The 14,434-nt window shown below is 39.5% G+C and carries 16 protein-coding genes; 10 read left to right on the top strand and 6 right to left on the bottom strand.

The window, feature by feature from the left end:
- Window positions 1-53: 53 nt before the first annotated feature.
- The 4 genes from KHB02_RS07020 (at window position 54) to KHB02_RS07005 (ending at window position 5,570) form a co-directional block, all read left to right on the top strand.
- Entirely contained in the window at window positions 54-1,271 is a 1,218-nt protein-coding gene (locus KHB02_RS07020) for a metallophosphoesterase family protein (protein WP_213141075.1), read from the top strand.
- 17 nt (window positions 1,272-1,288) lie between these two features.
- Complete coding sequence (locus tag KHB02_RS07015; RefSeq protein ID WP_213141074.1) at window positions 1,289-4,276, top strand: ATP-binding protein; 2,988 nt, start codon at window positions 1,289-1,291, stop codon at window positions 4,274-4,276.
- 52 nt (window positions 4,277-4,328) lie between these two features.
- On the top strand, window positions 4,329-5,273 hold the full coding sequence (gene yhaM / locus KHB02_RS07010; protein WP_213141073.1) for a 3'-5' exoribonuclease YhaM: 945 nt from the start codon (window positions 4,329-4,331) through the stop codon (window positions 5,271-5,273).
- 108 nt (window positions 5,274-5,381) lie between these two features.
- Window positions 5,382-5,570 carry a sporulation YhaL family protein gene (locus tag KHB02_RS07005; protein ID WP_213116691.1) on the top strand — a complete coding sequence of 63 codons (189 nt, stop codon included), beginning with the start codon at window positions 5,382-5,384 and terminating at the stop codon, window positions 5,568-5,570.
- A 43-nt stretch (window positions 5,571-5,613) separates the two neighbouring features.
- Here the strand turns inward: KHB02_RS07005 and KHB02_RS07000 are convergent, their stop codons facing one another.
- A complete protein-coding gene (locus KHB02_RS07000) occupies window positions 5,614-6,474 on the bottom strand; it encodes a peptidylprolyl isomerase (protein WP_213141072.1) in 861 nt (286 codons plus the stop codon).
- 212 nt (window positions 6,475-6,686) lie between these two features.
- Between KHB02_RS07000 and KHB02_RS06995 the strand changes: the two genes are divergently transcribed.
- Window positions 6,687-6,779, top strand: a complete 93-nt coding sequence (locus KHB02_RS06995; RefSeq protein WP_213141071.1) for a YjcZ family sporulation protein — start codon at window positions 6,687-6,689, stop codon at window positions 6,777-6,779.
- A 54-nt stretch (window positions 6,780-6,833) separates the two neighbouring features.
- On the opposite strand, the gene KHB02_RS06990 is transcribed toward KHB02_RS06995, so the two are convergent.
- Window positions 6,834-7,013, bottom strand: coding sequence for a hypothetical protein (locus KHB02_RS06990; protein ID WP_213116688.1), 180 nt, complete (start codon window positions 7,011-7,013; stop codon window positions 6,834-6,836).
- Between the two features lie 172 nt (window positions 7,014-7,185).
- On the opposite strand from KHB02_RS06990, the gene KHB02_RS06985 reads away from it, so the two are divergent.
- Window positions 7,186-7,524, top strand: a complete 339-nt coding sequence (locus tag KHB02_RS06985; RefSeq protein ID WP_213141070.1) for a DUF1878 family protein — start codon at window positions 7,186-7,188, stop codon at window positions 7,522-7,524.
- A gap of 5 nt (window positions 7,525-7,529) precedes the next feature.
- Here KHB02_RS06985 and KHB02_RS06980 read toward each other — a convergent pair whose 3' ends face one another.
- Window positions 7,530-8,105 carry an HTH-type transcriptional regulator Hpr gene (locus KHB02_RS06980; protein ID WP_213116686.1) on the bottom strand — a complete coding sequence of 192 codons (576 nt, stop codon included), beginning with the start codon at window positions 8,103-8,105 and terminating at the stop codon, window positions 7,530-7,532.
- Window positions 8,106-8,407: 302 nt separating this feature from the next.
- Between KHB02_RS06980 and yhzF the strand changes: the two genes are divergently transcribed.
- Window positions 8,408-8,599: a membrane protein YhzF gene (gene yhzF / locus KHB02_RS06975; RefSeq protein WP_213116685.1), complete on the top strand. Its 192-nt coding sequence runs from the start codon at window positions 8,408-8,410 to the stop codon at window positions 8,597-8,599.
- Window positions 8,600-8,651: 52 nt separating this feature from the next.
- Here yhzF and KHB02_RS06970 read toward each other — a convergent pair whose 3' ends face one another.
- The gene (locus KHB02_RS06970) at window positions 8,652-9,179 is read right to left on the bottom strand and encodes a tryptophan transporter (RefSeq protein ID WP_213141069.1); all 528 of its coding nucleotides are present in this window, start codon (window positions 9,177-9,179) and stop codon (window positions 8,652-8,654) included.
- Between the two features lie 141 nt (window positions 9,180-9,320).
- Window positions 9,321-9,740: an HIT family protein gene (locus tag KHB02_RS06965; RefSeq protein WP_213141068.1), complete on the bottom strand. Its 420-nt coding sequence runs from the start codon at window positions 9,738-9,740 to the stop codon at window positions 9,321-9,323.
- Between the two features lie 575 nt (window positions 9,741-10,315).
- Here KHB02_RS06965 and KHB02_RS06960 point away from each other — a divergent pair.
- The 3 genes from KHB02_RS06960 to KHB02_RS06950 all read left to right on the top strand — a co-directional run bounded on the left by KHB02_RS06960 (window position 10,316) and on the right by KHB02_RS06950 (window position 13,084).
- Complete coding sequence (locus tag KHB02_RS06960; RefSeq protein ID WP_213141067.1) at window positions 10,316-11,056, top strand: ABC transporter ATP-binding protein; 741 nt, start codon at window positions 10,316-10,318, stop codon at window positions 11,054-11,056.
- On the top strand, window positions 11,049-12,275 hold the full coding sequence (locus KHB02_RS06955; RefSeq protein WP_213141066.1) for an ABC transporter permease: 1,227 nt from the start codon (window positions 11,049-11,051) through the stop codon (window positions 12,273-12,275). The genes KHB02_RS06960 and KHB02_RS06955 overlap by 8 nt, the downstream gene beginning before the upstream one ends.
- An 86-nt stretch (window positions 12,276-12,361) precedes the next feature.
- Window positions 12,362-13,084 (top strand): EcsC family protein, encoded by a 723-nt coding sequence (locus KHB02_RS06950; RefSeq protein WP_213141065.1) that lies wholly within the window; start codon window positions 12,362-12,364, stop codon window positions 13,082-13,084.
- Window positions 13,085-13,211: 127 nt separating this feature from the next.
- On the opposite strand, the gene KHB02_RS06945 is transcribed toward KHB02_RS06950, so the two are convergent.
- Window positions 13,212-14,390, bottom strand: a complete 1,179-nt coding sequence (locus KHB02_RS06945) for a M20 family metallopeptidase (RefSeq protein ID WP_213141064.1) — start codon at window positions 14,388-14,390, stop codon at window positions 13,212-13,214.
- Window positions 14,391-14,434 lie beyond the last annotated feature (44 nt).

Below are 14,434 nucleotides of genomic sequence, written 5' to 3'. Positions count from 1 at the left end.
TCGTATATTAGCCGTGATAAAATAAAAGAAAAGAACGTTTGAGAGGAAACTTTATGAAAAATTTATCATTTCTTCATGCTGCCGATTTACATATGGACAGCCCAATGGTCGGTTTGAAGCATTTGCCCGCTGCTATTTTTTCAAGAGTTAAAGAGAGCACCTTTACATCCTTAAAAAAGCTGACTGAAACAGCAATTGAAAGACAGGTTGATTTTGTCATTATAGCAGGTGATTTATTTGACGGAGAGGACCGCAGTCTCCGGGCCCAATCTCGATTCAGAGCGGAAATGCAGAGGCTTGCAGAACATGAAATTCCAGTCTATGTGATCCACGGCAATCATGACCATTTAAATGGTTCCTGGGTTCACCTTGACATGCCGGACAATGTCCATGTGTTTGGGAGCAAAGTCGAACGGATGGAACTGCAGACAAAGTCAGGTGAAACAGTATCCTTCTATGGATTCAGCTATCCAACCCGGCATGTGTTTGAGAGAAGAACAGATGAGTATGTGAAGTCAGTGGGTACAGATTTCCACATTGGCATCCTTCATGGAAATGAAAGCTCTTCCTCCGAACATGATAACTATGCCCCGTTTACTGTTAAGGATTTACTTGATAAAGACTTTGATTATTGGGCATTGGGCCATATCCATAAACGCGCTGTATTGTCTGAAAATCCTCCGATTATCTATCCCGGTAATATTCAAGGGAGAAATAAAAAGGAAAAAGACGCAAAAGGATTTTATCATGTCACTCTTACGGAACTTGAGGCAAAACTGGACTTTGTAGAAGCAGCAGATATTGTCTGGGAAGAGGCTGAAATTGATGCAGCATCGGCGAAGAATTTTCATGATATTCTTCAATTATGTCAGTCAAGCCTAAATACCTGGAGAAAGGATAAAAAAGGCACATTCTTGTCCCTAGCCATCAAAAACATTCTTCTGGAAGACGACATGGAAAGAAGAAGTTTGCAAACGGATCTGCTAGATCTTTTGTTGGAAGATGAACAGGAGGAGGAAGCATTTGTTTGGATTGTGGAGCTATCTTTTTCCGAAAGGCTGCAGGTGAACAAGGAACAATTAAAAAAAGAAGCCAATTTTTATGGTGAGCTTTTTAGTGCAATTGAACAATTCGATCATGTAGATGAAGCCTTGGCCGTTTTGTATGAGCACCGCTTGGGTAAAAAATATTTGTCACCCCTATCCTCAGGTGAGCAGCATGAACTAATTAATAGGGCGGAGAAGCTGCTAATTGAATTACTTTATAAATAGAAAGGAGTGAATCCAAATTGAAAATCACGGCAATGAATATTTACGGTTTTGGGCAGCTGGAAAATGTCATCATCGAAAATTTGAATGAATTTCAGGTTTTCTTTGGGGAAAATGAGGCTGGAAAATCTACGATTATGGCCTTTATACATAGTATTTTATTTGGTTTTCCAACTAAGCAGCAATCAGAGCTGCGCTACGAACCGAAACATGGTACAAAGTACGGCGGGAATATCCGAATTTATCTTGAAGGTCAAGGCTTTGCAGTAATTGAACGGGTAAAAGGAAAAGCCGCCGGTGATGTCAAGGTAGTCATGGATAACGGGATCATTGGCGGTGAGGAACTTTTAAAGGAATTACTACAAAGCTTTGATAAAAATCTATTTCAGGCCATTTTTTCTTTCAATATACACGGGCTGCAAAACATCCACCAGATGAAGGGTGAAGAGCTGGGTAAATACCTATTTTCCGCAGGAACACTAGGCACAGAACAACTGGCAAAGGCAGAGGCTGCCCTCCAAAAGGAGCTGGATACCCGCTTTAAGCCAGGGGGAAAAAAGCCTGAGCTAAATGAAAAACTGCAGGAGCTTCATGAGGTCAATCAAGAGCTAAAAAAAGCCGCTGCGAAAAATAAGGAATATGAGACCTTGGCAGCGAAAAAAGAAAGCCTGTTGCATGAAATGGCTAATCTTAATGAACAGCTTACCATCCTTCAGGTAAAAACAGCAAAGCTTTCGGAGTGGAAAAGGATAGAATCTTCTGTTAAACAAGAAAAGTGGATTGAGAACGAGCTTGCTGAACTTGAAGAAGTACAGTTCCCTGTCCGAGGAATGGAAAGACTCGAAAAATTAAACCAACTTATTCTTCCCTACAAAGCAGAGCTGAACAGTCTTGCGGAACGAATTGAAAAGGTAAAGCTGGAAATAGCCGGTTTGGAGCCAAATGAAGAGCTCCTCGAGAATGAGCCGGCGATATTAATGTTACTGGATCAGATGCCCATTTTTGATCAGTTCAAATTGGAACTGGGCCAATATGAACAGAGGCTGGCTGACTGTGAGGCGGAACTTTCCATTATAAAAGCGAAGCTCCATCTGCCATTGCAGAATCAAGATTTTCAAGCCATTAATACAAATATGTATATGAAAAACCAGGTTGAAACAACTGCAAAACAAAGCAGAAAACTGATGGAAGCAAAAGAGGAACTGGATGAACGGTATGAGGAAGAAAAAAATGCCTTAGAGATGATTGAAAAGGAGGTTCTCTTGACTGAGGGCTTATGTTTGCCGGACCAAGACAGACTGCTCCTTGAAAAACAGGTTCACGGAAATGATAAAAGGGGCTTAGAAGAGGAATTAAAGGGAATCAAGGAAAAAATCCATTTCCAGCAAAGATCTCTTGACCAGGAACAGGATGCTAAATCAAGGCTTAAGCTTCAATTTATCACGATAGAGCTGATCTTCCTCGGACTAATCCTTTATGGACTTCTGACAAAACAATGGGTACTGATGATCTTGGGGTTAGGAGGCTGTTTGGCTTTTGCCGTATACATGCTCCAATCCTTAAAGCAGGCTAAAGAAAAGCAGCTTGTTCAACAACTTAACGGACTGCGGGAAAGAGAAAAACAGGTAAGTGAAAAGCTGCAATCTGCCGAATACCTGGATCTGAGCAAGGCTGCTGAAGAGTTGAAGATAGACAATCAGCGGCGTGAACAGCTGCAGCTGTTAAAATTAAGGCTTAAGCAGCAGCAGAGCCAATTTGAAAAAGTGATTTCGAAATTTGAGGAATGGGAGATAGCCTCTAGTAAGCATAAGGAGACGCTGCTTACAGTTAGCAGAGAATTAAAAATACCTGATAATCTTGCCGACGCCTTTTTGGAGGAAGCGTTTAAACAAATCGAAAAATTTAAAGAGATTTTATGGGAACGGGATAAGCTAATTGCAAAAGTGGACAAAGCTAATCAGCAGCAAAGCCAGATTTCCGAAGGAATTCTGGAATATGGCAAACGCTTTTTGCCGGAAAAGGATCTCGATCTACATAAGACCGCATTTTTATTGAGGACAAAACTTAAGGAAGAGCTTGAAAAGAGTATCAAAAAACAGGAAAGAAAAAATAAGCTTGCTGGCATGGAAGCAGATTGGCAAGGCAAATCACATGAACTGGAACAGCTTGAAGCGGAGTATGCTTTGCTGCTTCAGTCTGCTAATACGGATACGGAACAGCAATTCTATGAACTTGGAAAAAAGGCGGAAAAAAGATCCGAACTGCTGGCTGCTTTGGACAATATCCGCAGTCAGCTTAACTATTCAAGCCTGTCTGAGGAAGAGAGGGAAAGCTTCCTAACCATCCTTAATTGGGATGAATTAATAACTGCCGGCCTTGATGAATCTAAGCGATTGCATGCTAGATTAAAAGAACTGCAGGAGGAGCAAGCCAAGGTCAAGTACGAATTACAGGTTCTCGAAGAAGGCGGCGTTTATTCTGATATTCTCCATCATTATAAGCTGAAAAAATTTGAACTCGAGGAGACAGCAAAAGAGTGGGCTGTATATTCTCTTGCACAAAATATTTTGACGGCAACAATCGAGAAATACAAAAATGAACATTTGCCCAGAATGCTGGAAAGGGCGGAGGAGTTTCTGTCTTTTCTTACAAATGGCAGATACCACCGAATACACCTGCACCCATTGGGGACTGGTTTCCTAGTAGAACGGGAGGACCGGACCCTATTTGAAGCAAACGAATTAAGCCAAGCCACCACAGAACAGCTATATGTTTCGATCAGACTGGCACTGGCTACAACCCTTTATGAAAAATACCGGTTCCCGATTATCATTGATGACAGCTTCGTAAACTTTGATATTGGCAGAACAGAAAGGGTCGTCGCGCTTATAAAAACGCTGGAACAAAATCAAATCTTATTTTTTACTTGTCATCAACATTTACTACAGTTCTTTCCAAAGGAAAATGTTCTTTTCTTGGAAAAAGGTGCTGTTCAGATAATTTCATAGAGTGAAAGAAGGATATGTTATACTTTTACTATCGGAAGGGAGCGTGTCTAGGTTGGCGAAAGGTATTTTACATTATGATGTTGGGGAACAGATTGAGTTATATTTATTAATTAAAACGTCCACAAAAGGAATTGCGAGCAACGGAAAGCCGTTTTTAACGTTAATCCTGCAAGACCAAAGTGGAGATATTGAAGCCAAGCTTTGGGATGCCAATGAAGAGGATGAAAAAATGTATGCCGCCCAAACGATTGTCAAAATTCATGGGGACGTGCAAAATTACCGGGGCAAAAGCCAGTTGAAAATCCGCCAGATTCGAAGAACCGGACCGGCGGATGCGGTGAAATTGGAAGACTTCCTTGAAACCGCACCGTTAAGTCAGGATGAAATGGTGAGTAAACTGACCCAGTATATTTTTGATATGAAAAACCCAAATATCCAGAGGATTACCCGCCACTTAATAAAGAAGCACCAGAAGGCATTTTTGGAGTATCCGGCGGCGACCAAAAATCATCATGAATTTGTTTCCGGGCTTGCCTATCATGTGGTCAGCATGCTTGATCTCGCCAAAGCAATCTCCGGCCTATACCCAAGTCTTGACAGGGACCTGCTGTATGCAGGCATCATCCTGCATGATATGGGCAAAGTCATGGAATTATCCGGGCCAATTTCAACTGTTTATACGCTCGAAGGAAACCTACTTGGGCATATTACGATTATGATCAATGAAATTGGCAAAGCAGCTGAAGAACTTGGTATTAACGGGGAGGAAGTGTTAATCCTCCAGCACCTCGTTCTAAGCCATCACGGAAAAGCGGAGTGGGGAAGTCCCAAACCACCGTTAGTGAAAGAAGCAGAAATCCTTCATTACATTGATAATCTCGATGCAAAAATGAACATGCTTGACCGGGCTTTGGAAAGAGTTAAGCCAGGGGAGTTTACTGAACGGGTTTTTGCGCTGGATAATCGATCATTTTACAAGCCTGCATTTCATAAATAAGAAGGGTAGCCTCTCTAGGAGGTTATCTTTTTTTTATGCATAATTTTTTAATCCATGAATATTATTTATTAGAAAATTGGACAACCATTTTAAAGGGGGCAAGTGAAGTTGACTATACCTATTTGGGTTTATGCAGTTGTGGTTGGGATTATCATTAGCGCGTTAATGGCCATCAAAACAGGGCGGGAAGAGCGTCAGCTTGAACAAGAAGATATAGAACGTGAGGGAGAAATCTATATGATGCGCCTTGAAAAAGAAAAGGAAGCCCGAAAAGGTGAACATGCCACAAGCGAATAAAAAAACGGAAGCGCAAAATGAGGCGCTTCCGTTTTTCCGATTTTTATTGGGCTGCAGTCTGTGGTGTTAGTGCGTCTTTTAAGTCTTTGTCATTAATCTTTACATTAGCGTCTTTTAATTCACGTTCCATGGCTTTATTAATCACATCGGTAGTTAACTTTTGAGATTTTACTTGATATTCAATATCTTTTTTCATTTCATCATAGGATTTTTTCTCTTTTTTATCAGTAACCTGAATAATATGGTAACCGAATTGAGTTTTTACTGGAGCGCTGATTTCATTAACTTTCAGGGCATAGGCAGCCTTTTCAAAATCAGGGTCCATCTTTCCAGTACCAAACCAGCCTAAGTCGCCGCCATTTTGGGCAGAAGCTTTATCAGTTGAGTATTCTTTTGCCACATCTTCGAATTTTGCTCCGCCATCAAGCTTTTGCTTTACAGTGTTAGCGGTTGCTTCATCGGCAACGAGAATATGGCGTGCCTTAATTTCAGGTTGATAATTATCATAGTAATCCTTTAATTCTTTATCGGTTATTTTAATGTCTTTCATCGCCGCTTTTTCCTGCAGCATGCCAAGCTTCATTGTTTTCTTTAGGTCGGCTTCACTTTTATAACCATATTGGGCCAAGGTCATTTCAAAGTTTGAGCCAAGGTCCTCTTTGATTTGTTTAATTTTGTCATCTAATTCTTTGTCGGTTACTTTGTACTTTTTAGATAGAACCTTTTCATAGACAAGCTGCTGTAATGCCTGATTGCCGAATTTATCCTTCATTGCCTTGTAAAGATCCTCTTGTGTTACATCCCCAGCTTTGCTCTCTGCAACCGTTTCCGAACCATTTTGATTACATGCACTTAAGGCAAGGATTGAGCTAGCAAGCGTTAGGGCCATTATCCATTTTTTCATGATGAATCTCTCCTAAATAGTAAATTCTTATGGGTTTTTGTCCACATCCTTAACTATAACATAAATGGCAACTCCTGCAAAAAATTAAAAGGATTATCATTTCAAAAATTTACAAGCCCATTCATGTCTTTTCCGAAAAAATAAGATAAGAGCCTAGTCGAATTGGAGGGAGGTTGAATAGTATATCGTAGAAACGGAAAGGAGGCAAAAATATGTCTGGTGGGGCAGGTTACGGTGCAGGCTTTGCGTTAATCGTTGTTCTTTTCATTTTATTGATTATCGTTGGTGCTGCTTGGGTAATTTAAGCATAAGTAAAAAGCGATGAGAGACACCTCATCGCTTGTTTTTTTACTTATACACTATGTATACAAAATTTCCAAATAGGAAGAAATTAATAAAATAGTAACGAGAACATTAATTGTACGAAACACCTTGTGCTGACGTTCTTCCGGAATTTCTTTTTGAATACATAATGAACTGGTCATTTTATTTACATAAAACAAAATAAAAATGGCAAAAACGATAAAAATGGAGATCATAAGAAATCCCTCCCCCCAGATACTGTTCCATTTTACCTTACCAAATAATTTATTAAAAAGATAGTCAAAAAGAATGGAAGGTTCTCAGATTTTGATGCCAAATAAGTAAATACTGAAATAGGTTTATCCAAGTCCCAAAAAGGTGAATAATATGGAAAAAGGGGGGCTTTTCATGGATAAATATGAAATGCTGGCAGAAAAAATAAATATGCTTGAATTTCATCAAAAGCTGTTATTAGAGGTAGTGGATCATCCATCCAAGAAGTTCACTCGAATGATCATTGAATCCGGCCTTTCCGAATCAGAAGTGAATCATTTTTATTCTATATGTGATAAACTGAGCAAAAAATTGGAAGAACAAAAAGCGGAAGGGTATGTATACTTTCATCCGCTTTTTGATGAGCTTTCGATCTCAATGCCTGACAAACTAGATATCGGACAAACCATCAAAGCATGTCTATCACAGAATCTATACAAATCACTTTTTCTGGAATTTGAAAAATTTATTTAGCCTAGTTAGGCAAGTTCTTGTTCTTTTTCCTCTGATTTTTTTAGCTTCCCGTCTTCTTCCACAAACTTACTTTCAAGATTATGGAAGGAACGTTCAAAAATCTCCATGAAGTCCTGTCCATAAATATTCCGGATAATTGCCATCATTTCAATGATGTCCGGGAATTTTCCGTATAATTCCCGTAAAGGCAGTGCGCCGGTAAATGCTGAGTAGGCATTTGGATCATAGGTTTCCATTAACTGCAGGAGAATGTTTTCACCCTCTGGTGTCAATTGGATATACGTATTCCGTTTGTCATTTTCTTTTTTAGAAAATTTCAGCAAGCCTCGTTCTTCTAATTTTTTTGAAAAATTAAAAGCTGTTGAGACATGCATGACACCAAATTTGGCTACATCGGAAATAGATGCACCGTTCAAATGGTAGGCAATCCAAAGAATGTGGTGTTCATTAATATTTAAATCATACGGTTTTATCCATTGCTGCCAATCTTTTTCAATCGATTTCCATAATGCCTTACTTAATTGCGCAATTCTTTGACTAAAAATCATTGCTTCCTTGGCCGAATATTGTTTCTCCGTCATCTCCATTTTCACCTACTTTATTATTACTCTATTTTCATTATGCCAATAAAATAAAAATTAATAAAGAAAAAATTCACAAAATTTTTAGAAATTATGATAATTTTATATTGAAATTTAAATTGTTTAAAAGATTTCTATTTTATTATAATTGATTAATAAGAAAAATGGAAACTTTTTGAATATTTTTTTAAAAATTAATTTACTTATATAGTGTTACTAAATTTTTCATAGGTATGGACAGAAAAACATATAAATAGTTACAACATCAATTGAAATTTGGAATCCTGCAGGGGGATCTTACTATGAAAAGTGCAGCTATCATGTTTTTTGTTCTAAGTGCCATTTTTTTCATGGGTACAGGTAAGTTTGTCATTGATTTAACGAGACCAGGTGTTTATCCGCCTAAACAAATAATAAAGAAAAGGGCAGCTGTCTGCGCTAGCGGCGGGGGAATCTTTTTAGTGTTAGCCTTATTGTTTACCTATTTTTTCTAAAGTGAATTTAAGAAAAGAACCCTTAAGGGTTCTTTTCTTAACGTACCTGTCATTACTTTTCAATGACGGAAACAGTTGATGATTTAGTTCTTTTAGCAATCGATTGCGCGATTGGGTACAAGATAACCATTGTGACAGTATTGATGGCAGCAGCAGGTAAAACAGCTACGCCAAACAGTGCAGCAAATGGGCCAGGCAGACCAACCAAGAAATAGGCAGATGTTAAAAAGACTGTTCCGGACACGATCGTTCCTATCGCTGTCAATACACCAACACTTACAATAGAGCTGCGGTATTTTTTTAATGCTAAAAATAATCCGAAGAAAACTAATGCAGTGACGGGCTTATCAATGATATTTGGAAACTGCCCCCCAGGGAACTGAGTGGTGATCGCAGATAATACGCCTGTTACAATCGCCAAAAGCATAACGCTTTTGATTTCCGGAATAAGAATAATTCCTAAGAACATCATCGCCAGCATCATATCTGGTTTAATCGTCAGGAACGCCGGCATTACCGCGTGCAGCACAAATCCAATCGCCGCTAAAAGTGCTAAAATGACAAGGTTTTTTGTTTTCATTTCTCATCTCTCCTCTGCTCTTCTAAAGCTTTTTTCCTCCTGCAGTGCACTCATTGCCTGCAGCGAAGAATTTATACACATTATAGCATATTACGATAATAATAATAAAGAAATAATTTTCAGATAACTTACTGTACGGGCCTATAATTTCTTGGCAATATTGGCTGCCATTTCCTGGAGCAGTTGTGGTGTATAGTCACTTTGATTATTTTTCCAGACTACACCAAGGCCATCTCCCTTGCCATAACGAGGAATTAAATGCATGTGGTAATGGAAAACAGTTTGTCCAGCTAACTCGCCATTATTGTTAATGGTATTTAAACCGGCCGGTTCAAATTCCTGTTTTAAAGCGTTGGCAATGGCAGGGACCACTTCGAATAGGTTTCTGGCGATTTCGGGCGTCAGTTCAAAGACATTTTCTTTATGTATCTTTGGGATGACCAGTGTATGCCCTTTTGTTACCTGACTGATGTCCATAAAGGCTAGGACATGTTCGTTTTCAAATACTTTTGCGGAAGGAATTTCACCATTAACAATTTTACAGAAAATACAATCGTTCATTTTTGGGACCAGCCTTTCATTATATTTTGTATATTTTACCATAGAATTCTTTCGCAAAAAAGAAAAGAGCAGGATTCGCTTAGAATCCCGCCCTCTCGAAGGGGAAATTGCTTCAAATTTGACGTTCAATAGGAGTGTTCTTTGATAAACACCTCATTTTACAGTAGAGTGTTGTTATAAAGAAACATCATTGTTCAAGCTGACCATCCCCTATTTGTTTTTATCGGTTTTCTTACCTTTAAAAACGGACGATGTCTGCGACAAACACCTCATTTTCAGTTTTTTATCCAAAAACCTGGTGTTATTTGAACTCAAAATGGTTACCATGCACATTGTACAATACAACCATCCCCTTGTTTTGAAACGTTTTTAGAAGCTTCTGGGTTTGAAACGGATATTGTCTTTTGTAGACACCTCATTTCAAGTGGTTGATGAATCACTTCATCAATTGAACTCCCCTTCGAATATTATGATGTCCGATTGAAAAGGAAATATACAAATAAAATTGAATTTCTATTTTTATTGAAAACGATTTGATAAAATAAAGGAAATCATTAAGGGAAGGACTTAAAAAAATGTCTTTATTAACGATTGAAAATCTAGTTGGCGGTTACACAAGGAATCCGGTCTTAAAAGACGTTTCTTTTGAGGTGAACGAAAAAGAATTGGTTGGCCTAATTGGGTTGAATGGCGCAGGAAAGAGCACAACCATTAAGCATATCATCGGATTAATGGAACCACATCAAGGTGTCATAAAAATAAATGAGCAAACCATCACAGATCATAAAGAGGCATATCGTAAAATGTTTACGTTTGTTCCGGAAACACCAATTTTATATGAAGAATTAACATTGGAGGAGCATTTACGCTTAACGGCGATGGCTTATGGACTTTCTGAAACGGACTATAAAGCCCGCGTTTCTCCATTGCTCACTGAATTTCGGATGGAGAAGCGCCTAAAGTGGTTTCCAGCTCATTTTTCTAAAGGGATGAAGCAAAAGGTGATGATCATGTGCGCATTCCTTGTGCAGCCATCGCTCTACATCGTAGACGAGCCGTTTGTCGGCCTCGACCCGCTCGGTATCCAATCATTGCTCGATTTAATGAAGAAAATGAAAGACAATGGGGCGGGAATCTTAATGTCGACCCATATTCTAGCTACTGCGGAAAAATATTGCGACCGGTTTGTTATTTTGCATGAAGGGAAAATTCGGGCAAAAGGGACACTTACAGAGCTTAGGGAGCAATTTTCGATGCCGGCCGCGTCATTAGATGACATCTATATTCAGTTAACAAAGGAAGAAAATTATGTTTAATGCGGTGAAACTTTGGAAGGAACGGGCAGGCCGGCGTGTTAAGGATTTGAGCACGTATCTTCGCTATATTTTTAATGGCCATCTTGTCATTGTTTTATTGTTTCTGATTGGCAGCGGTGCGTATTATTATCAGGAGTGGATTAAAACTTTATCAACTGATTTTCCGGCGGAAATTATTCTAGCCCTGTTTATCAGTTTTTTCTTAACATACAGCCCAGTTTATAATTTTTTATTGGAAGCGGATAAGGTATTTTTGCTTCCGTTAGAAGATAAATTAAAGGGGTATTTTCTTCGTTCCGGATTCGTAAGCTTTATTTTTCAAGGTTACATACTCTTACTCATTTTTGCTGTTCTTATGCCAATGTATGCCCATATAAGCAGCACTGGCTTTCGCTTATTTTTCCCGTTTCTCATTGTTCTTTTTGTCATCAAGGGATGGAATCTATTAGTCAGCTGGCGGATTTCTTACTTTGTTCAGACATCAGTACATAGATGGGATCTGACCGTCAGATATTTCATTAATCTCTCGCTAACCTATTTGCTGTTTAAACAGGCAAATTTTGTAGTCCTTTTGGTCATTGCTTTGATTATGGTCTTGTATTATTTCTTTTTCCATAACAGAACAAAAGCCCTAGGGTTAAAATGGGATTTATTAATTGATCAGGAAGAAAAAAGAATGGCTTCCTTTTATCGGCTTGCAAATATGTTTACAGATGTGCCGAAACTAAAGGATACGGTAAAAAGAAGAAAATGGCTGGATTTCCTCTTGGGGAGGATTCGCTTTTCACAAGAAAAAACGTATCTCTATTTGTATGCACGGACTTTTTTGCGGTCATCGGATTATCTCGGACTGTTTGTCCGCTTAACGGTTATTGGTATACTAGGGATTTATTTTATTTCGTTTGGATTGGGACAAATTCTCATCAGTATTTTGTTTTTATATTTAACTGGATTTCAACTGCTTCCGCTTATCCATCACCACCAAAACAAGCTGTGGGTCGACCTTTATCCGGTTGCTGAAAAACACAAGCATGATGATTTTCATTTATTGCTGATGGTTATTTTAACAATCGAAAACATTGTTTTTGCCCTGTTTATTTTTCTGAAGGGAGAAATATCCCTGGCATTATTGGAACTTGCAGCAGGACTATTGTTTAACTTCTTATTTGTTTATTTTTACAGTAAAAATAGAATGAAGGATAAAATGACCCCCCTTTGAGTTTAGGCAAAGGGGTTTTTTTTTGAAACCAAACGGCTGATTCTTACGTATTTACGCATAAAATTAGTATGGCGAGGTGAGGTTTGATGAACGATTATGAATTAAAGGTATATGATGAAGTTCAAGACTGGAAACGAAAATTGATAAGACGGTCGGGAATGATGAATAGGATATCGAAAAAGGCGCAAGGGAAAATCAATGAAATCATCCCTGAAAAAGTTCATGAAGTCATGACGGACAGCATTAAAACAATGGTAAAGGCTACTTTATTTAGTTCGCAAATGACCACCAACAGAAATGCCACAGAAGGGTTAACTCTTGAAGAAAGAGATGAATTAGTCCGCAAAAAAATTTCCACCTACCAAAAAACAGCGATGGTGGAAGGGGCCGGCACTGGTGCGGGTGGGATTTTGCTGGGGCTGGCAGACTTCCCTTTGCTGTTAACCATCAAGATGAAGTTCTTATTTGATGCAGCCTCCGTTTACGGCTTCAATACGAAGGAATATGAGGAAAGGTTATTTATTCTTCATGTCTTTCAGCTTGCTTTTTCAAGCGATGAAATCCGCAGAAACACGTTATCTGAGATTGAAAACTGGGAGGAGCGAAAGCAGGTACTTGTGAAAATGGACTGGCGGAAGTTCCAGCAGGAATACCGGGATTATATTGATTTTGTCAAAATGCTTCAGCTTGTTCCAGGGATCGGCGCCTTTGTTGGGGCATACGCCAATAACAACCTAATGAAAACATTAGGCGAAACGGCGATGAACGCTTATCGGTTAAGAATTTTGCAAAAAGCCCCTGAGCTTTAAATAAAGTTCAGGGGTTTTTTCTTTAGCTAATAGGAAAGTATTTCACAAATTTATACTTTCCTAACGCATAAATTCAACTACGCCTCTGTCTTCGTCCTACCGGACTCGCCAAACGGCGAGTTTCCATTTACTCGTTATGCACCTTTATGGCTGCTGTTCCCAATGTCTTGGCAGCAATCAGCATAGCTTTTTCATCGATGTCAAATCGTGGATGGTGATGCGGGTAAGCAGCATCATCGCGTTCCGGCTTTGCTCCGGTGTAGAAGAAGGTTCCCGGCACCTTTTGCAAATAGTAGGCAAAATCTTCTCCGCCCATGTCCGGTTCGGTCTCTTCCACGATTTTTACTTCTGCTGCAAGGTGAGCACAGGCAGCCAGGAATTCCGTTTCCTTGGCATGATTCACCACTGGCGGATAGCCGCGAAAATACTTATAGTCGTAAGTGCTGCCTGACATATAACAGGTGCCGTGGACAATTCGTTCGATTTCTTCTTCAATAAAGCTTCTAAGCTCCTCATTGAAGGTCCGTACCGTCCCAATAAGCTTTGCTTTATCGGCAATGACATTGAAGGCATTTTGAGCAGTAAATGATCCAATGGAGACAACGGCCGAATCAATCGGATTAACCTTGCGGCTGACAATTTGCTGAAGATTTAAGACAAGCTGGGAGGCTGTCACGATCGCATCTTTTGTCGTATGAGGCTGTGCGCCATGCCCGCCTTTGCCTTGAATTTCAATTTCAAACCGGTCTGCAGCTGCCATAAAAGGGCCAGTTCGATATTGAATCGTACCAGTTGGCACGCTTGCCCATAAGTGGGTTCCAAAGATCACATCCACACCTTCTAAGCAGCCATCCTCTATCATCGAAATGGCACCACCTGGGGCATATTCTTCGGCATGCTGGTGAATAAACACATAGGTTCCTTCGAGATTGTCCTTAAGTTCATTCAATGCTTTGGCAAGGAGCAGAAGGGTGGCGGTGTGCCCGTCATGTCCGCAAGCGTGCATAACTCCTGGCACTGTTGATTTATATGGGATATCATCCTTTTCATCCTGAATCGGCAGGGCATCAAAATCGGCCCGCAATGCCACGGTTTTACCCGGCTTTTTACCATAAACCTTTGCTACTACACCGTTCCCGCCGACATTGCTGTTCACTTCAATTCCAAGTTTTTCATAAAAGGAAACAATAAATTTGGCCGTTTCGTATTCTTGATAGGATAGTTCTGGATGCTGGTGAAGATGTCGGCGAATGGAGACCATTTCCTCATAGGAATTTTCTAATTTAGCAAACAATTCATCTAACATATGTAAATCCCCCTCTCAGTCTTTACTAGCTATTAAGAAAGTAT

Origin of the sequence: Neobacillus citreus (assembly GCF_018343545.2) — a bacterium.
GTDB lineage: Bacteria > Bacillota > Bacilli > Bacillales > Cytobacillaceae > Neobacillus > Neobacillus citreus.
Note: the sequence above shows the minus strand (reverse complement) of the source record. Positions and strands in the feature narration are given on the sequence as shown.